Source organism: Rhodococcus sp. KRD175 (genome assembly GCF_017168275.1).
In the GTDB taxonomy this organism is placed as follows: domain Bacteria; phylum Actinomycetota; class Actinomycetes; order Mycobacteriales; family Mycobacteriaceae; genus Rhodococcoides; species Rhodococcoides fascians.
In genome coordinates this window covers 55,395-70,517 of the sequence record NZ_JABFAQ010000006.1, presented here as the reverse complement: position 1 = coordinate 70,517, position 15,123 = coordinate 55,395, and the positions used below count along the sequence as shown (strand labels likewise).

Here is a 15,123-nt window from a genome sequence, read left to right as displayed (position 1 = left end):
GATGTTGATCGGTGAGGTGGCGCGGCGGTCCGGAGTCAGCGCGCGCATGCTCCGGCACTACGACCGGCTCGGGCTCGTGCAGCCGACCTCGCGGACTGGCACCGGCTACCGCGAATACTCCCCGGCCGACGTTCGTCGCCTGTTCCACGTCGAATCGCTCCGGTCGCTCGGGTTGTCCCTGCACGACGTCGGACGCGCGCTGGACGATCCGAGTTTCGTGGCGACGGGACTCGTCGACGAGCTGGCTACCCGAGCCGAAGAGCGCATCGCGCGAGATACCGAGCTGCTGACGCGGTTGCGCCGCATCGGAAGCGCCCGACCGGAAGATTGGGAGGACGTACTCGGTGTCATCGGAATGCTCGGAGACCTGGACTCGGTGAGCGCGGGGAAGCGGCAGTCGGCGGCGTTGGCGTCCGTCGGAGATCGCCCCATCCCGGCCGAGGCTCTGGCCGAGGCGGTGCTGCGCGAGCCCGCCACCAACGTCGCCGGCGCGCTGCGATGGGCACTCGCGCAGACCGGGAGCGATGCTGTCGCGGCGCTGCGGCAGGGCCTCGACTCACCGGATCCCGAGGTGCGTCGCCGCGCCGTCGATACCGTCGTCGAAATTCCGCATCCCGACGCCACCGAGGTGCTGCGGGAGGCGCTGGGCCACGAGGACGGGCAGGTACGACGACTCGCGGCGCTGGAACTGGGTACTAGAGGAATCGTCGACGCGATTGCGGTGCTGATCGACATGGTCCACGAGGGTACGAACGACGTGGACGCGGCGGACGTGCTCGGTGAGCTCGGCCACGAAGACTCTACGGTCGCGGCCCTCATGGGCGGCCCGAGTGAGATTGCGGCGCGCCTACGTGTGACCCAGGCGCTGGCCAGCATTCCGGGTCCGGCGGCGGCGCAGGCTCTGCGCGAGCTCACTCAGGATGAGGACCGCTCGATCGCGCTGACGGCGACCTACCTGCTGGATCGGAGAGAACGAGCCGCTTCGGTACCGTCGGAGTCATGAAGGCACTCGGATTGCTCGCGGCACTGTCGATCACATTGGCCGCGACTGCCTGCTCCACCTCGACCACCCCGGCCGCACCCGCCGAGCCCGCTGCCGAGAACCAGGTGACCGTCGCCGACCGGATGTTCACACCGCAGTCTCTGACGATCACGGCGGGCGAGACCGTGACCTGGGTGTTCGCCGACCGCGCGATGGCACACAACGTCGTCGCCGACGACAAGTCGTTCCGCAGCGAACTGATGCAGTCGGGGCAGTTCACCCACACCTTCGACACCGCGGGCACCTACACCTACCACTGCACCCCGCACCCCGATATGACCGCGACGATTATCGTCGAACCGTGATGGACCGATAGTCATGGCAACCCGGACGCGCGGCATCGCCGCTCCTCTCGGCGTCGGCCTGGCCGCAGTCGGCGGTGCTGTGCTGCTGCACGTCCGCGATCCCCGAACCTCGACGTACCTGCCGTGCCCGTTCCACGCCCTGACCGGATTGTGGTGTCCGGGTTGCGGTGCGACCAGGGCTTTCGGCGACCTCACTCGCGGAGACATCGCGGCTGCCGCGTCGAGCAACGTCGTGGCGGTGCTGCTCGGTGTCGTCGCGATCGGTGTCTGGGCCGCGTGGCTTCGAGCACGATGGACCCAGACGCCACTGTCGCTGCCTGGCTTCGGTCGCCCGACCGTCGTCGTCGGCGTGGCCCTACTGGTCTTGTTCACCGTGGTGCGCAACACTGCGTGGGGCAGCGCACTCGCCCCGACCTGACACTCCATAGGAGGCTGCTGTGCTGCTGCAAATCTTCTCGATCATCGTGCTGCTGGGCGTACTCATCGCGCTCATCCCCACGGCCCGACGCGTCTTCAAGAAGGGTGACGACGAATGAGCGACTCACTGCGAGATCGGGTGCGAGCGAAACTGCTCGCCCAGATCGCCGACAACGGAGGCACGGCAGCCGAGCAGGCCGAGGGGGACGACCCACGCCTGAACGCACTGCGCGACGACCTCGAAGCATTGGACGCAGCCCCCGACGGAGACCCGGTGATCGACGACATCGCCGCCAGACACTGGGTGCCCTGACCGCTGGCTCCCCCTCTGGACTCCCCTCGGGGAGTCAATGTGACATGTGGTGGCCTTTTCGACGGTCAATGTCACGTTGAGTGGACCGTCGGGATAGGTCGAGTTGGGTGGACTGCTGAGGCGCATCTAGTATCTATGTTGTGTCCGAGACGAGATCCGCCGCCGATACGGCGTACCTGACTGTCAAGGAGCTCATCATTTCGGGGGAACTTCCTGGTGGTGAGCTCGTCAGTGAAGGGGAGATCGCGACGCGGCTCGAGATCAGCCGCACACCGGTCCGCGAGGCGTTCCTTCGCCTCCAGGTCGAGGGATGGATGCGCCTCTATCCCAAGCGCGGGGCGCTGGTCGTCTCCATCGCGGTGGGTGAGGCGGAGAGCGTCGTCGACGCAAGGCGATTGGTCGAGGCCGGCAGTGTTCGCGCCTTCGTCGGTGATGCGGATGCCCGCGCACGAGTGGTCGAGGCGCTACGCGACAACCTGCGAATCCAGGACAAGCTGGCAGTCGACGGCACCGCAGCGGAGTTCAGCGCCGCCGACGCAGATTTCCATCGCACCGTCGTCCGCGCCGGCAACAACCCGTTGCTCGACGCGTTCTACGACGGACTTCGCGAGCGACAGCGGCGGATGACCGCGGCATCCCTGACCCGTGATCCGGGTCAGATCTCGCGCATCGTCGACGACCACCGCAGACTCGCCGACCTGATCGAAGCCGGGGACGCAGACGAATTCGAGCGAGCCGTCGAACAACACATGCTCAGGGTGCACGGCTTGCGCACAGACAGAGGGGGAACACGATGACCGAGGCCATGATCGACGACGACGTCCGACAGACGACGGCCAGACGCTGGCTGTTGGTTGCCGTCGGCATGTTCGCCGTCGCCTGGGGCGGCAACGAATTCACACCGCTTTTGGTGATGTATCGACTCGACCACGGCTTCTCTGCCGTGGTGGTCGACACGTTCCTGTTCGCATACGTTCTGGGCATCATTCCGGCGATGCTGATCTGTGGTCCGTTGTCCGATCGACTCGGCCGACGCCCGATCATGTTGCCCGCGCCTGCAATTGCCGCGGCCGGGTCCATTCTGATCGCCCTCGGACCCGACAACGCCTACATGCTCTTCGGCGGGCGGGTGCTCAGCGGCATCGCGCTCGGAATCGGTATGGCCGTCGGCGGTAGCTGGGTCAAAGAACTCTCCAGTCGCGACGCCACCGCCAAGCCCGGTGCCGGAGCGCGCCGCGCCGCGATGTCGTTGACGGCGGGCTTCGCCCTGGGAGCCGGCGTCGCCGGTGTGCTCGCGCAGTGGGCACCCTGGCCGACGCACCTCGCGTACAGCGTGCATGTGCTGATCTGCATCGCCGCGTTCGTCGGCATGCTGTCGGTCCCCGAGACACGCAGCGCCGCAGCATCATCGGGAAGGAAGAGCCTCGTCGACGATCTCAAAATCCCGTCGGCGTCGCATCGACGCTTCCTGTTCGTCGTGTTGCCCTTGGCCCCCTGGGTTTTCGGAGCGGCCAGCGTCGCCTATGCGGTGCTGCCATCTCTGATGGCCGACGCGTTGGCCGACGAGCCCGGTGGCGGTTACCCCGTCGCCCTGTCCGCGGCGATGGCGGTGATCGCCCTCGGCTCCGGTTTCGCGATCCAGGCCGTCGGGCGTCGGATCGACACACCCGCCAATGCCCGCGGCGCTTTGGTTGCGCTGTCTCTGTTGGTGGTCGGTATGGCTGTCGCGGCGTGGGCGGCGTCGGTGCTCACCATCGCCGCGGCATTGATCGCGGCAGCGGTGCTCGGTTGCGGATACGGCATGGCGCTGGTTTCGGGTCTGCAAGAGGTGCAACGCATTGCGGGCCCCGACGATCTCGCCGGCCTCACCGCTGTGTTCTATTCGCTGACGTATCTCGGCTTCGCGGTACCCGCTGTGCTGTCGGCGCTGACCGAGACCTGGCCAGGGGTGGTCACGTATCCGATCATCTTCGGATTCGGCGCGGTGATGGCGGCACTGTGTGGCCTGGTAGTGCGATCGAAGACGTCCGCTCACCTGCCCTAGGGTCGTGCGCGTATTGCGTACCTGGAGGGGCGCACAACGCGCACGAGGGAGGCTAGGATCAGCGCCATCATGGTGCAGTCCTCGCGCACGGTCCCGCCGTATCGGGTGCCCCCGACAGTCTTGATCGCTGCTGCCACGGTCTGGAATCGACGCGAAGCGTACTGGTTTCTCGTCGCGGTGATCGTGCCTGCTGCCTGCTGGTCCAGGTATCCCGCGCTGGTGCCCTACATGTTCGCGATCGTTCTGTTCGGGGCTCTGGTGTTTCGCTACCGACGGATCGCCTCGTGGGTGTCGATGTTGCGCTGGGGAGTGATCGCACACGTCGAGACCGTGGACACGGCACTACGCGGCGGTCGCAACCTCCGACTCGCACACGCCACCGGGTGGAACGTCCAACGGCGTTGGTACACAGGACCATTGACGGAATCCACGGTGCGCTATCGAGCGGGGGATGCGCGTGGTCACCTGTTCGTTCGGGGACTGCCGTTCACCACCGGTGTGGTGCTCGCGCATTCGAAACAACCGGCTTCAGCGATGGTCATCAGCGACTTCCCCTGCGATCTGCAACTGGTCGGCAAGGGACGCTGGGCGGCGTCGTTCCCGCAAAATTTCCGGTTGCAAGCACTGGCGACGGTCGCGCTGTACGGCTACGCTGTGGCAGGCCTCGCGGTCTCGTTCGGGTATCGCTGACGACAATCGGCTCCCCAGACTCGGAAATATGCCTCTGATCGGAGGCACATTTCCGAAACCGGGGAGCCGATTGCCCGCTGAATCTACGGCAACGACGGCAATTGCGTATCCACAAGCCATGCGTCCCAGAGGGTTCGGGGGCAACCGAAGCGAGAGGCGAGGTCGGTGAAGTCGGCGGTCGCCACGGTTGAGTAGCGGTATTTGGAGGTCCATTCCTGGATCAGGCCGAAGAATCGTTCGTCGCCGATGGTGCGTCGCAGTGCGTGCAAGGCCAGCGCGCCGCGCTTGTAGACGCGGTCGTCGAAGATGCGGGCGGGCCCGGGATCGGTGAGCTGCAGATCCATCGCGAGCCCTCGCTGAATGGTGTGAGCTCGCTTGGCCTTGTCGTGAGCCGTTGCGCCGCCGGAGTTCTCGGCCCAGATCCATTCCGAGTAGCAGGCGAATCCTTCGTGCAGCCAGATGTCTGCCCACTTGCCGAGGGTGAGGGAATTGCCGAACCACTGGTGCGCCAATTCGTGTGCAACCAGACGCTCGTAGTACCGGGAACCCGAACAGTGGTTGGCACCGAAGATGGACAGGCCCTGCGCCTCGACCGGGATTTCGAGATCGTCGTCGGTCACCACCACGGTGTACGCCGCGAAAGGGTAAGGGCCGTAGAGCCGTACGAAGGTATCCATCATCTGCGGTTGACGGCCGAAGTCGTGATCGAACTGCGCTCGTAGCCGCGGGGGCGTGATCGCGTTCATGGGCACCGGTCCCGGGCTCACGACGCGATGCTCGTACGGCCCGATCTGAATGGTCGCGAGATAACTCGCCATCGGCTCGGGCTGCTCGTACACCCACGTGGTCCGGCTGGCCCGGGTCTGCTTGCGTACCAACGTGCCGTTGGCCACCGCGTAGTACGGCGAATCGGTGGTGATGGTGATGCCGTAGCTGGCCTTGGACACCGGGTGGTCGTCACACGGAAACCACGACGCGGCACCGTTCGGCTGACTCGCGACGATCGATCCCTCGGTGAGCTCCTCCCAGCCGACCTCACCCCAGAAACCGTTGATGGGCTTGGGTGTTCCGCCGTACGCCACCGTGACCACCAGTGCCGCTCCGGACGCGATGGGCTTGGCGGGAGTGATCTTCAGCTTGCCCCGCTGGTGGCTGAACTTCACCGAACGTGACCCGTTGACCGACACCTTCGACACGTTCATCGCCGGGCCGAGATCCAACGCGAACTTCGACACCGTCGCCGTGGTGACCGCGGTGATCTTCGCCTTGCCCGTCAACCGGTTGCTCTCGACCTTGTACTCGAGGTCGAGTTCGTAGCGCGAGACGCGATAGCCGCGGTTGCCGTTCTGCGGAAGATACGTATCGATCGGATTGTCACTGGAGTCGACGTCGAACACCGGTGCCACGAGCCTGTCCGGCACGGTAGATCACCCCTCGTTTCGGTCGTCGCGAATCCGCGGAAAGGGGTCACCCTTGGCCCACGGCGCGATCGGATTGCCCTGCCAACGAGTATGCGCGGGAACCGTATCGCCGCGCATCACCAGGGAGGCAGGCCCCACCGTCGCACCATCACCTATACCCGATGCCGGCAAAGCGACACAGTGCGGTCCCAGGGTTGCGCCTCTGCCGAGATCGACGGTGTCCATGGACATGATCCGATCATGGAACAGGTGCGTCTGCACAACGCACCCTCGGTTCACCGTCGCACCGTCGGCCAACGTCACCAGGTCGGCTTCGGGGAGCCAGTACGTCTCACACCACACGCCGCGGCCGATGTCCGCCCCGAGCCACCGCAGCCACATGTTGAGCACCGCGGTGCCCTCGGCAGCGCGCGCGAACCACGGTGCGGCGACGGTCTCGACGAACGTGTCGGCCACCTCGTTGCGCCAGACGAACGAACTCCACAGCGGATGGTCGGTCTTGCCGATCCGGCCCACCCACAGCCACTTCGCGGCCGCCGACACCGCTGCAGCCACGAAGCCGGCGACGAGCAACACGACACCGCTGAGCGCGGCAGCGAGCCAGTAGCCGATCGAGTCGGCAATCGCGGTCAGTCCGAACAGCACACCGAGGCCGATGCCGAACGTCACGACGACGGGAATCAGCCGGCACGTCTCGACGAGTGAACGGGCGATCTTCAACTTGCGAGGCGGGTCGAACGTCCGCGACGAGTCGGCACTGCCTGCCGCGCGGCGCAACCGTACCGGTGGACTACCGAGCCACGACGAGCCCGACTTCGCCTTGTCCGGTGTTGCCGACAGCACCGCAACGAGACCGTTCTTCGGGACGGTCCGCCCCGGTCCCGTCATGCCGGAGTTTCCGAGGAACGCCCGCTTGCCCACCTTGGCGTCGCCCAGGTGCATCCAGCCGCCGCCGAGTTCGTAGCTCGCGACCATGGTGTCGTCGGCGAGGAACGCGCCGTCGGCGACGGTGGTGAACTTGGGAATCATCAGCACTGTCGATGCCTCGACGTCCTTGCCGATCTTCGCGCCCAGCAACCGGAGCCAATGCGGTGTCAGCAGCGACGCGTAGAGCGGGAACAGGAAGGTGCGCGCCGAATCCATCAGGCGTTCGGTGGCCCACACCTGCCAGCCGATGCGGCTGCGCACGGGGTGGTAGCCGCCGACGAGACCGATGCCGAGCAACCGGACCGCGACGACGGTGATCAGCGCGAACACCGCCAGCGACACCAGAGTGGCGACGGGCAGCATCACCAAGCCGCGCTCGAAGGCCCCCAGCACGGAGTCCGCGGTGTGAATCCACCAGCCCATCAGCACCAGGCTGACGCCGATGGAGAACAGGGCCATGCCGGAGAGGAACAGCGACGCGACGCCGTAGGCGAACACCCACTTGGTGGCGCGCGGCGGGGTCTCCGCCGGCCACGGATGATCGGCCTTGCCCACTTTCTGCGCGGGCGAGCCGGACCACATCTGGCCGGCCTTCACTCGTCCGACGACGGCGGAGCCGGCCGTCACGACCGCGTTCTTGCCGACCTTGGTACCGGGCAGCAGCGTGGAGCGGGCACCGACAGTGGCACCCGCACCGATCTCGATGCCGCCGATGTAGACGAGATCGCCGTCGATCCAATGACCGGATAGGTCGACCTCGGGCTCGATGGAGCAACCGTCGCCGAGTTCGAGCATGCCGGTCACGGGCGGCAGGGTGTGCAGGTCGACGCCCTTACCGATCTTCGAACCGAGAGCGCGCGCGTAGTAGACCATCCACGGTGCACCCGACAGGTTGGACGCGCCACTGGCATCGGTCAATCTCGTTGCCGCCCACAGCCTTATGTGCATGCTGCCGCCGCGTCGATACGCACCGGGTTTCAAGCCCGCCAACAGGATGCGAGATCCGATCACCGAGATCGCCATGCGGCCGACCGGAGTGATGAACAGGACGAACGCGAGAAGAATCCACCACCACGACAGCGTCGGAGCCCACGGCACGTCGTCGAACCAGGCCATGACGTTGAACAGCAGGCCGAGCCAGGTGACCCACTGCAACCCGGTCAGGGTCGTCAACGGCACGGTCGCCAGAATCTGCGCCCACTGCGCGGTGCGGGACGTCGGTGCCACGTCGCGGGGGATTGCCTCCACGACGGGCTTCAGGTCGTCCAGATACTGTGCCAGAGAACCCAATCGCGGGTGATCGTAGAGCTGCGCGACGGTGATCTCGGGGAACCGCTCGCGCAGTGCCGTCACCAGCTGCGCGGCCGACAGCGAACCGCCGCCGTTGGCGAAGAAGTCGGCGTTCTCGTCGTTGACCTGAGCGCCGAGGATGTTGGTCCACAACTCGGCCACCCACCCCGCGGTACCACCGAGCGCCGACGCGCCCGCCATGCCGGGCAGCGGCCACGGCAGCGCATTGCGGTCGACCTTGCCCGAGGTACGTGTGGGCATCTCGTCGACCAGCGCGAGCCGTGGTACGAGCGCCGACGGCAACTGCTCGGCCAACAAGGCGCGCGCGGCCTCCAGGTCGAAGTCGGGATTGGTACTGGCGAGATATCCCACCAGAACCGAGTTGCCCGCAGCGGTCTTGCGGACTGCCGCGGCCGCGCCGCCGACGCCCGGAAGTGCTTGCAGCGCATTGTCTATCTCGCCCAGCTCGATGCGTCGGCCGCCGAGCTTGACCTGGTCGTCGGCGCGGCCCTGGAACAGCAGCCCTTCGAGCTCGAGCTTCACCAGATCGCCGCTGCGATACGCCCGGTCCCACCCGAGAGAGGGCATGGGCGCATACTTCTCGGCGTCCTTGGCCGGATCGAGATACCGGGCGAGGCCGACGCCGCCGATGACGAGCTCGCCCACTTCGCCGACAGCCACCGGAGTGCCCGAGGCGTCGACGACCGCCAGGTCCCAACCGTCCAGCGGTAATCCGATGCGGACCGGACCTTTACCGTCCATGATGGACGCGCACGCGACAACCGTCGCCTCGGTGGGGCCGTAGGTGTTCCAGACTTCCCGGCCTTCGACGGCGAGCCGCTCGGCCAGCTCCGGTGGGCATGCTTCGCCGCCGAAGATCAACAGCCGCACCGCTTCCAGTGCCACGGCCGGCCACAGTGACGCCAGCGTAGGCACCGTCGAGACGACGCTGATGTCTCGGGAGACGAGCCACGGACCGAGGTCGAAGCCGGACCGCACCAGAGAGCGCGGGGCGGGTACCAGGCAGGCACCGTGCCGCCACGCCAGCCACATCTCCTCGCAGGAGGCGTCGAACGCGACCGACAGGCCGGCGAGCACTCGGTCTCCCGGCCCCAGCGGATCCTTCTGCAGGAACATCCGCGCCTCGGCGTCGACGAATGCCGCGGCGTTACGGTGGCTGACTGCAACACCTTTGGGGGTTCCGGTCGAACCCGAGGTGAAGATCACCCACGCGTCGTCCTCGGGTGTGGGCAGCTCGGGCACCGGAGTACCGGCACCCAGTTCGGGCGCATTCTGTTTCGGCGCGGTGCCGGCAGCGATTCCGCCCGCAGTGACGATGGCCGTCACCTGCGCCTCACCGAAGACCAGTTCGGCGCGCTCTTCCGGATCGTCGGCGTCGACGGGGACGTACGCAGCCCCGACGTCGAGGATCGACAGAATCGCGACATAGAGCGAGAAGGACCCCGACGGCATCCTGATGCCGACGCGGTCGCCGCGCCGGACACCGGCGTCGGCGAGCCATTGGGCACCCTCGGCGATGTCGTCCAGCAGTTCGGCGTAGCTGACCGACACCGTCCCGTCGTCGATCGCGGGTGCATCCGGGAAGCGATCGGCGGTCTCCTGCAGTACGTCGATCAGTGTGCGGGCCGGCGGGGCAAGGGGCGAGCGGAGAAACGCGGCCGGAGCAGGTGCGATATCCGTGCTCGAACCCGGCAGATCGTTCTCTTGGTGCACAGACAACCGGGTGTCCTTCTCGTTCGTTGGCAGATGACTCTTGTGGTGCTGGGGAAAGCAGCGCCGTTGGTTATCTCACGTTCTGTTTGCCAGCAGGTGAACGAGCGCGCCTTCCCACCGCGGAAATCCTACTGCTGTGTCGGAGCGATCCCCGGCTTGACAAAACCGTGGCGGGTTTGCCAGTGTCTTGACCACGGTCACGAGTACCAGCATCGAGCCCCGGCTTGCTGGTCGGCAACCCTCCTTCGCGGTGGGGTGCTCCGGGTGACGACCAGGCTGACACCGAACAATCGGTGCGGCAAGCGCGGACTCGTTCACGAATATCTTCCGTTGCGGGTCCCTCGAACGTGAGGGCTTGATCTGTCATGACGTCTGTACTTTCCCGTCCCTGCACTCCTTTTGCCCCTGTTTCCGGCACGGAGTTGCAGGTTCCGGTGGTTCACGGCGGCACGTGCACCTACGCCAATTTCGATTACGCGGCCAGCGCGCCTGCGCTGTCCGCAGTGACCGATCGGATCGCGGAGTTGCTGCCGTTCTATTCGAGCGTGCACCGCGGGGCCGGCTACGCGTCTCGGGTGTGCACCGCGGCATACGAGAAGGCGCGCGAGACCGTGGCTGAATTCGTTGGTGCACAGCCGAATTCAGTGGTCGTGTTCACACGCAACACCACCGATTCGCTCAACCTGTTGGCCGCGTGCGTGCCAGGGGATACCGTGGTGCTCGATATCGAACACCACGCCAACCTCCTGCCGTGGCGCAATCGCCGAGTGGTGGTCGCAGCATCGACGCTGGCCGAAACGCTCGCCCGGCTCGACGCCGAACTGGCTGCGAAACCTGCTGCGCTACTGGCCATCACGGGTGCATCGAACGTCACCGGCGAAGTGCTCCCCATCGAGCAACTGGCCGATCTCGCGCATCGCCACGGTGCCCGGATCGTCGTCGACGGCGCACAACTCGTTCCGCACCGTCGAGTGGACATCGCCGCACTCGGTGTGGACTATCTGGCGTTCTCCGGTCACAAGCTCTACGCTCCGTTCGGCGCGGGTGTGCTTGTGGGAAGCCGTGATTGGCTCGACGCGGGCGAGCCCCACCTGGCCGGCGGCGGTGCCGTGCGCAGTGTGACGATCGAGCACACCGACTGGGCTCCCGCACCGCAGCGTCACGAGGCGGGAACGCCCAACGTGCTCGGAGTCGCCGCGCTGGCGGCGGCGTGCGAGGCCATCGCGTCGTTCGACGAGGATGCCGCGACGGCGCACGAGCGGGAATTGTCCACCCGATTGCGGGACGGGTTGGCCGCACTGAAGGGTGTCGAACTGCTGCAGGTGTGGGCCGACGCGCCCGACGTCGTCGGCATCGTCACCTTCACCGTCGCCGGCCACGACCCCGGTGAAGTGGCGGCGTACCTGTCGGCCGAACACGGCATCGGAGTGCGCGACGGAAAGTTCTGCGCCCACCCGCTGCTGCGCCGGCTCGGTCATGCCGACGGTGCCGTGCGGGCCAGTATCGGTCTCGGCAGTTCCTCGGCCGACGTGGACCGACTCGTCGACGCCGTGGCAGCGTTCGTCGAGTCCGGGCCGACATGGGCCTACGCCGAAGAAGCCGGGTGGTGGAACCCCGTTCCGGACCCTCGGCCGTTCCCCGCCCTGGCCGACGGGGCCGCCGGGGTTGGATCCCCGTGCAGCCCCGCAGGCAGTTAGCATGGCGTCATGACCGTGAGTGTCGTGTCGCGTGGCAATCGCCACTGGTGCAACAGGTATGTCGATCTGTGCCGCACTGCGTCCGGGTCGTGTTCGAGTTCGGCTCCGCTCCGACCGCATGCGCATCCCGACCGACGAATCAGGACCACCACTCATGTCGCACAATCACACCCGCATAGCCATCGAATCCGCTGACGTCTGGAACGAGCTGACCGCCGGGCCCGAGGTGAACACCGTCAGAATCGTTGCCTCGGACCTGCGGGAAGCTCAGCAGCAACGCGCCCGGTTGCACGCAGAAGCCGTCGACCGCGGTGACTCGGCCGACAATCTCGCGGTCTTCCTCGATCTCGAGATCTACATCGCTGCCGACGCCAGGACGGCTCGTCGGGAATTCGCCGCACTCGACGCGCCGGCAAGCCCGTCGTCCATCCGCTACGTCGGTACCCCGTCGGGACTGGCAAGTTTGATCTCCGACGTGACCGCGGCCGACGTCGCCGACGGCGTGACGCTGCAGGTGCACGGCGAGATCGAGCGGCAGTCGACGTTCCTGGCCGCGGGAGTGTTGCCGCTCCTCGAATCGCGCGGCACCCGCCTCGACACCGACGTCGTCGACGCGATCCTCAGCGCACCCCGAATTGCCCCGACCCTCGCGTCCTAGGTCGTTCGAGCTCAGGTGACGTCGATCGCCAGACCTGCGGTGATGCGCAGCAACTCGGAGTACGACGAGCGGAAGATCGTGTCGATGTGCCCGGCCGCGGCCCACAGTTCGGGGTGGGCCGCAAGGTCCTGATCGACGAACGTATCCAAATTCGTCGGATGGCCCACCGGAGCGATTCCCCCGATCGGCTGGCCGGTGGCGTGCTTGGCGGTACGCAGATCGGCCCGGGCGAGCGTGCCGCCGAGACGCTCACCGGTGTGCTCGAGATGAACATTGTGAGCCTCGGACACCAGGAGCAACACCGGCTCGTCGTCGAGCAGAAACACCATCGACTTCACGATCGCACCCACCTCGACGCCCAACGCAGCTGCGGCGTCGGCGGCGGTGTGGGTGCCCTCGGGACTGTTCACCACCACCCCGTGATGACCACGAGAAATCAGGGTGTCGGCAACGTGGGCTGCATTCGGATGAAGTAGCCGGGACATGCCCCAACCCTATTGCCACACGACCGTTTACGCAGACAGGTCGAGATCACCGAACAGTCTCAATCGCGCCATTCCCCCGTCGGGGAAGATGTCCATTCGCACCTCCGACACCGGAGTGTCGTGGTCGAGAACGAAGCGATGCCGAGTGTCGGGCTGCAGTGTCGTTCGCGGCAAGAGTTCGATCCAGTCGCCGTCGCCCAGTCGCCCTTGCAGGGATGCCGCGCCGGGGGCGTTGCCCAGGAAGCAACTGGTGTCCAGCTCGGCCAGCCGGATTCGGCCCGTGCCGGCGAGCTGCACCTGCACCCAGTCGTTGGCGTCGTTGCGTCGACGCGAGGTCTCCCAGCCTTCGCCCATCGAGCGCGGCGGGCCGGGGAACAGCAGATTGTTGGGGGAGCTGTAGAACATGTTGGAGCAGGCCGACACGTATGCGCCGTTCTCGAGCGCGGCCAGGTCGACGGGCCCGACGGCGAGGAACTTCGGGTCCGGGACGCCGCGGCCCAGTACTCGCAGCCGAGCGACGCCGCCGTCCGGGTAGATGGACAGCTTGACGTGCGTCCACCGGGCGTCGGACGCGACTTCGAATCGGTTCTCGCTGTCGCCATCGACGGCACTACGGGCGACGATGGTCGTCCATTCCGTCTCGTACAGCTCGGTCGGTGACGGGAATCCGGTCACCTCGGCGGCCTCGATCGAAACTTCCGGCGGATAGTTGCCGGTGAACCAGGACGTATCGACGATGACGGCCGACACGATGCCGGCAGCTCCGAGTCGCACGATCGCCTCGTCGTAGCCGGCCTCGCGTCGGCGCCGCGTCTCCCACCCGTCGTAGATCTGCCCCTTGTGCCCGAACGTCGCGGTCGAGTAGTCGGCTTTGCCCGGTGTGATCAGATTTTCCTTCTCGGCGAACGTCTCGTCGTTCGCCCACACCACTGCGCCACCGAGTGTGCGGACAGCGAGATCGGGCATCGGCAGAGGGAATGTGGCAGTCATGGGATGCCACTTTACTGGCTCGGCATCGATTCACCGGCGCTGCGACGACGGCGCAGAACCGCTGCCGCAGCCATCAGCAGCACGCCGATCAGGATGTAGAGACCCAGTCCGAGTGCCGGCTGCCCGACCCCCGCACCCGAGAAGTACACGATGCTGCGCACTCCTTCGGTGCCGATGCCCGGGGTGATCCACCGGCCGATCGACGCGTACACATGCGGCAGTACGTTGGCCCCGAAAGCGCCTCCAGCGCTGGGATTTCCGAGGATGACGAACAGCACGATCGCCGCCGGTACCGCAGCCACTCCGATCAGGGCTCGCAGGCCCATCGTGAACAGTCCGGTGGCGAAGACGACCCCGGTGCCCAGCACGGTGAGCGGAAACCAGTGTCCGGCAAAGGTTCCGAGTACGTGGGTGGTCAGCAGTGCTCCCAGTGCGCCCGAGGCAATCGAGTACGCGGCGAGAATGCCGACGTGGACACAGGTTTCGCGTCGGGTCGTCGGTGCCCCGATGAGCAGACCGAAGGCGGCCGCGAGGAGGTAGCCGCCGACGACCCAGCCCACCGACAGGTAGAAGCCGGACAATCCACGGTTGTCATGCACGCCGACCGGGATCTCGTCACGCACCACGAATTGGCGTCCCTGAGCGGCATCGACCTCGGTGAAGATCGATTCGAGGGCGGTCGCCACCGAGCTGCCGGCAGCGCTCGCGGTGATCAGTGTGTCGGTGCCGCTCGAGCCGACGACGTAGGCACCGAGGATGTCCCGATCGCGGAGCAGAGTGCGAACCTCGGCGGTGTCCACTGCCGTACGCGCGTCGAGCGGCGCACCGTCGATGGCGTCGAGGCGGTCGGCGGTCTGCTGGTCCAGGCCGGCGGGAAGCCCGGCCTCGGTCACCACGGCGATCGGAATCGCGTGGGGAGTCGGCTGATGGAACGCCGACACGTAGCTGAGGATGAAGCCGAGTTGCAGCACCAGCACTGCGGCGGCGAGTAGTGACATCTTGCGCATGAAAAGTGCTCCTGAACATGTCGAGACTCGAAGACCTTGTCGATACCCGAGGTATTCAATACTCTAGGTATCGTGAATGCCGAGCAGCAAGAAGAGTGGCGAT

General features: G+C 66.4%; 14 protein-coding genes and 1 riboswitch. Of the genes, 9 read left to right on the top strand and 5 right to left on the bottom strand.

What is annotated here, in order from left to right:
* The first annotated feature begins 1 nt into the window (after nucleotide 1).
* The 7 genes from J1M81_RS11890 to J1M81_RS11860 all read left to right on the top strand — a co-directional run bounded on the left by J1M81_RS11890 (nucleotide 2) and on the right by J1M81_RS11860 (nucleotide 4,811).
* Nucleotides 2-1,003, top strand: a complete 1,002-nt coding sequence (locus tag J1M81_RS11890; protein WP_032399610.1) for a HEAT repeat domain-containing protein — start codon at nucleotides 2-4, stop codon at nucleotides 1,001-1,003.
* Nucleotides 1,000-1,347, top strand: a complete 348-nt coding sequence (locus J1M81_RS11885) for a plastocyanin/azurin family copper-binding protein (protein ID WP_032369371.1) — start codon at nucleotides 1,000-1,002, stop codon at nucleotides 1,345-1,347. Before J1M81_RS11890 ends, J1M81_RS11885 begins: the two co-directional genes overlap by 4 nt.
* 13 nt (nucleotides 1,348-1,360) lie before the next feature.
* On the top strand, nucleotides 1,361-1,765 hold the full coding sequence (locus J1M81_RS11880; RefSeq protein ID WP_032399609.1) for a DUF2752 domain-containing protein: 405 nt from the start codon (nucleotides 1,361-1,363) through the stop codon (nucleotides 1,763-1,765).
* 114 nt (nucleotides 1,766-1,879) lie between these two features.
* Nucleotides 1,880-2,077: a hypothetical protein gene (locus J1M81_RS11875; RefSeq protein WP_032399608.1), complete on the top strand. Its 198-nt coding sequence runs from the start codon at nucleotides 1,880-1,882 to the stop codon at nucleotides 2,075-2,077.
* A gap of 140 nt (nucleotides 2,078-2,217) precedes the next feature.
* The gene (locus J1M81_RS11870) at nucleotides 2,218-2,874 is read left to right on the top strand and encodes a GntR family transcriptional regulator (RefSeq protein ID WP_027494393.1); all 657 of its coding nucleotides are present in this window, start codon (nucleotides 2,218-2,220) and stop codon (nucleotides 2,872-2,874) included.
* Nucleotides 2,871-4,121: an MFS transporter gene (locus J1M81_RS11865; RefSeq protein ID WP_052061341.1), complete on the top strand. Its 1,251-nt coding sequence runs from the start codon at nucleotides 2,871-2,873 to the stop codon at nucleotides 4,119-4,121. The genes J1M81_RS11870 and J1M81_RS11865 overlap by 4 nt, the downstream gene beginning before the upstream one ends.
* A 69-nt stretch (nucleotides 4,122-4,190) precedes the next feature.
* Nucleotides 4,191-4,811: a hypothetical protein gene (locus tag J1M81_RS11860; RefSeq protein ID WP_206498078.1), complete on the top strand. Its 621-nt coding sequence runs from the start codon at nucleotides 4,191-4,193 to the stop codon at nucleotides 4,809-4,811.
* 83 nt (nucleotides 4,812-4,894) lie between these two features.
* On the opposite strand, the gene J1M81_RS11855 is transcribed toward J1M81_RS11860, so the two are convergent.
* Nucleotides 4,895-6,232: a M1 family metallopeptidase gene (locus J1M81_RS11855; RefSeq protein ID WP_032364488.1), complete on the bottom strand. Its 1,338-nt coding sequence runs from the start codon at nucleotides 6,230-6,232 to the stop codon at nucleotides 4,895-4,897.
* 6 nt (nucleotides 6,233-6,238) lie between these two features.
* Nucleotides 6,239-10,183, bottom strand: a complete 3,945-nt coding sequence (locus J1M81_RS11850; protein ID WP_230593391.1) for a Pls/PosA family non-ribosomal peptide synthetase — start codon at nucleotides 10,181-10,183, stop codon at nucleotides 6,239-6,241.
* A 195-nt stretch (nucleotides 10,184-10,378) separates the two neighbouring features.
* Nucleotides 10,379-10,494: riboswitch (SAM riboswitch) on the top strand.
* A 54-nt stretch (nucleotides 10,495-10,548) separates the two neighbouring features.
* Between J1M81_RS11850 and J1M81_RS11845 the strand changes: the two genes are divergently transcribed.
* Both J1M81_RS11845 and J1M81_RS11840 read left to right on the top strand, forming a co-directional pair.
* The gene (locus J1M81_RS11845; RefSeq protein ID WP_206498077.1) at nucleotides 10,549-11,880 is read left to right on the top strand and encodes an aminotransferase class V-fold PLP-dependent enzyme; all 1,332 of its coding nucleotides are present in this window, start codon (nucleotides 10,549-10,551) and stop codon (nucleotides 11,878-11,880) included.
* Between the two features lie 154 nt (nucleotides 11,881-12,034).
* Nucleotides 12,035-12,538 carry a hypothetical protein gene (locus J1M81_RS11840; protein WP_032399645.1) on the top strand — a complete coding sequence of 168 codons (504 nt, stop codon included), beginning with the start codon at nucleotides 12,035-12,037 and terminating at the stop codon, nucleotides 12,536-12,538.
* An 11-nt stretch (nucleotides 12,539-12,549) separates the two neighbouring features.
* Here J1M81_RS11840 and J1M81_RS11835 read toward each other — a convergent pair whose 3' ends face one another.
* From J1M81_RS11835 to J1M81_RS11825, 3 genes are read right to left on the bottom strand one after another with little or no spacing between them, the layout of a single operon-like run.
* On the bottom strand, nucleotides 12,550-13,023 hold the full coding sequence (locus J1M81_RS11835; protein ID WP_032399606.1) for a YbaK/EbsC family protein: 474 nt from the start codon (nucleotides 13,021-13,023) through the stop codon (nucleotides 12,550-12,552).
* 27 nt (nucleotides 13,024-13,050) lie between these two features.
* Nucleotides 13,051-14,013, bottom strand: a complete 963-nt coding sequence (gene alc, locus J1M81_RS11830) for an allantoicase (protein WP_032364485.1) — start codon at nucleotides 14,011-14,013, stop codon at nucleotides 13,051-13,053.
* A gap of 11 nt (nucleotides 14,014-14,024) precedes the next feature.
* Nucleotides 14,025-15,020 carry a hypothetical protein gene (locus tag J1M81_RS11825; RefSeq protein WP_032373856.1) on the bottom strand — a complete coding sequence of 332 codons (996 nt, stop codon included), beginning with the start codon at nucleotides 15,018-15,020 and terminating at the stop codon, nucleotides 14,025-14,027.
* Nucleotides 15,021-15,123: the final 103 nt, after the last annotated feature.

Bases quoted from the DNA above. Each gene is read 5' to 3' on its own strand.
- J1M81_RS11880 (WP_032399609.1), top strand. From the start codon at position 1,361: ATGGCAACCCGGACGCGCGGCATCGCCGCTCCTCTCGGCGTCGGCCTG.
- J1M81_RS11890 (WP_032399610.1), top strand. From the start codon at position 2: ATGTTGATCGGTGAGGTGGCGCGGCGGTCCGGAGTCAGCGCGCGCATG.
- J1M81_RS11860 (WP_206498078.1), top strand. From the start codon at position 4,191: ATGGTGCAGTCCTCGCGCACGGTCCCGCCGTATCGGGTGCCCCCGACA.
- J1M81_RS11840 (WP_032399645.1), top strand. From the start codon at position 12,035: ATGTCGCACAATCACACCCGCATAGCCATCGAATCCGCTGACGTCTGG.
- J1M81_RS11875 (WP_032399608.1), top strand. From the start codon at position 1,880: ATGAGCGACTCACTGCGAGATCGGGTGCGAGCGAAACTGCTCGCCCAG.
- alc (WP_032364485.1), bottom strand. From the start codon at position 14,013: ATGACTGCCACATTCCCTCTGCCGATGCCCGATCTCGCTGTCCGCACA.
- J1M81_RS11885 (WP_032369371.1), top strand. From the start codon at position 1,000: ATGAAGGCACTCGGATTGCTCGCGGCACTGTCGATCACATTGGCCGCG.
- J1M81_RS11825 (WP_032373856.1), bottom strand. From the start codon at position 15,020: ATGCGCAAGATGTCACTACTCGCCGCCGCAGTGCTGGTGCTGCAACTC.
- J1M81_RS11835 (WP_032399606.1), bottom strand. From the start codon at position 13,023: ATGTCCCGGCTACTTCATCCGAATGCAGCCCACGTTGCCGACACCCTG.
- J1M81_RS11845 (WP_206498077.1), top strand. From the start codon at position 10,549: ATGACGTCTGTACTTTCCCGTCCCTGCACTCCTTTTGCCCCTGTTTCC.
- J1M81_RS11865 (WP_052061341.1), top strand. From the start codon at position 2,871: ATGACCGAGGCCATGATCGACGACGACGTCCGACAGACGACGGCCAGA.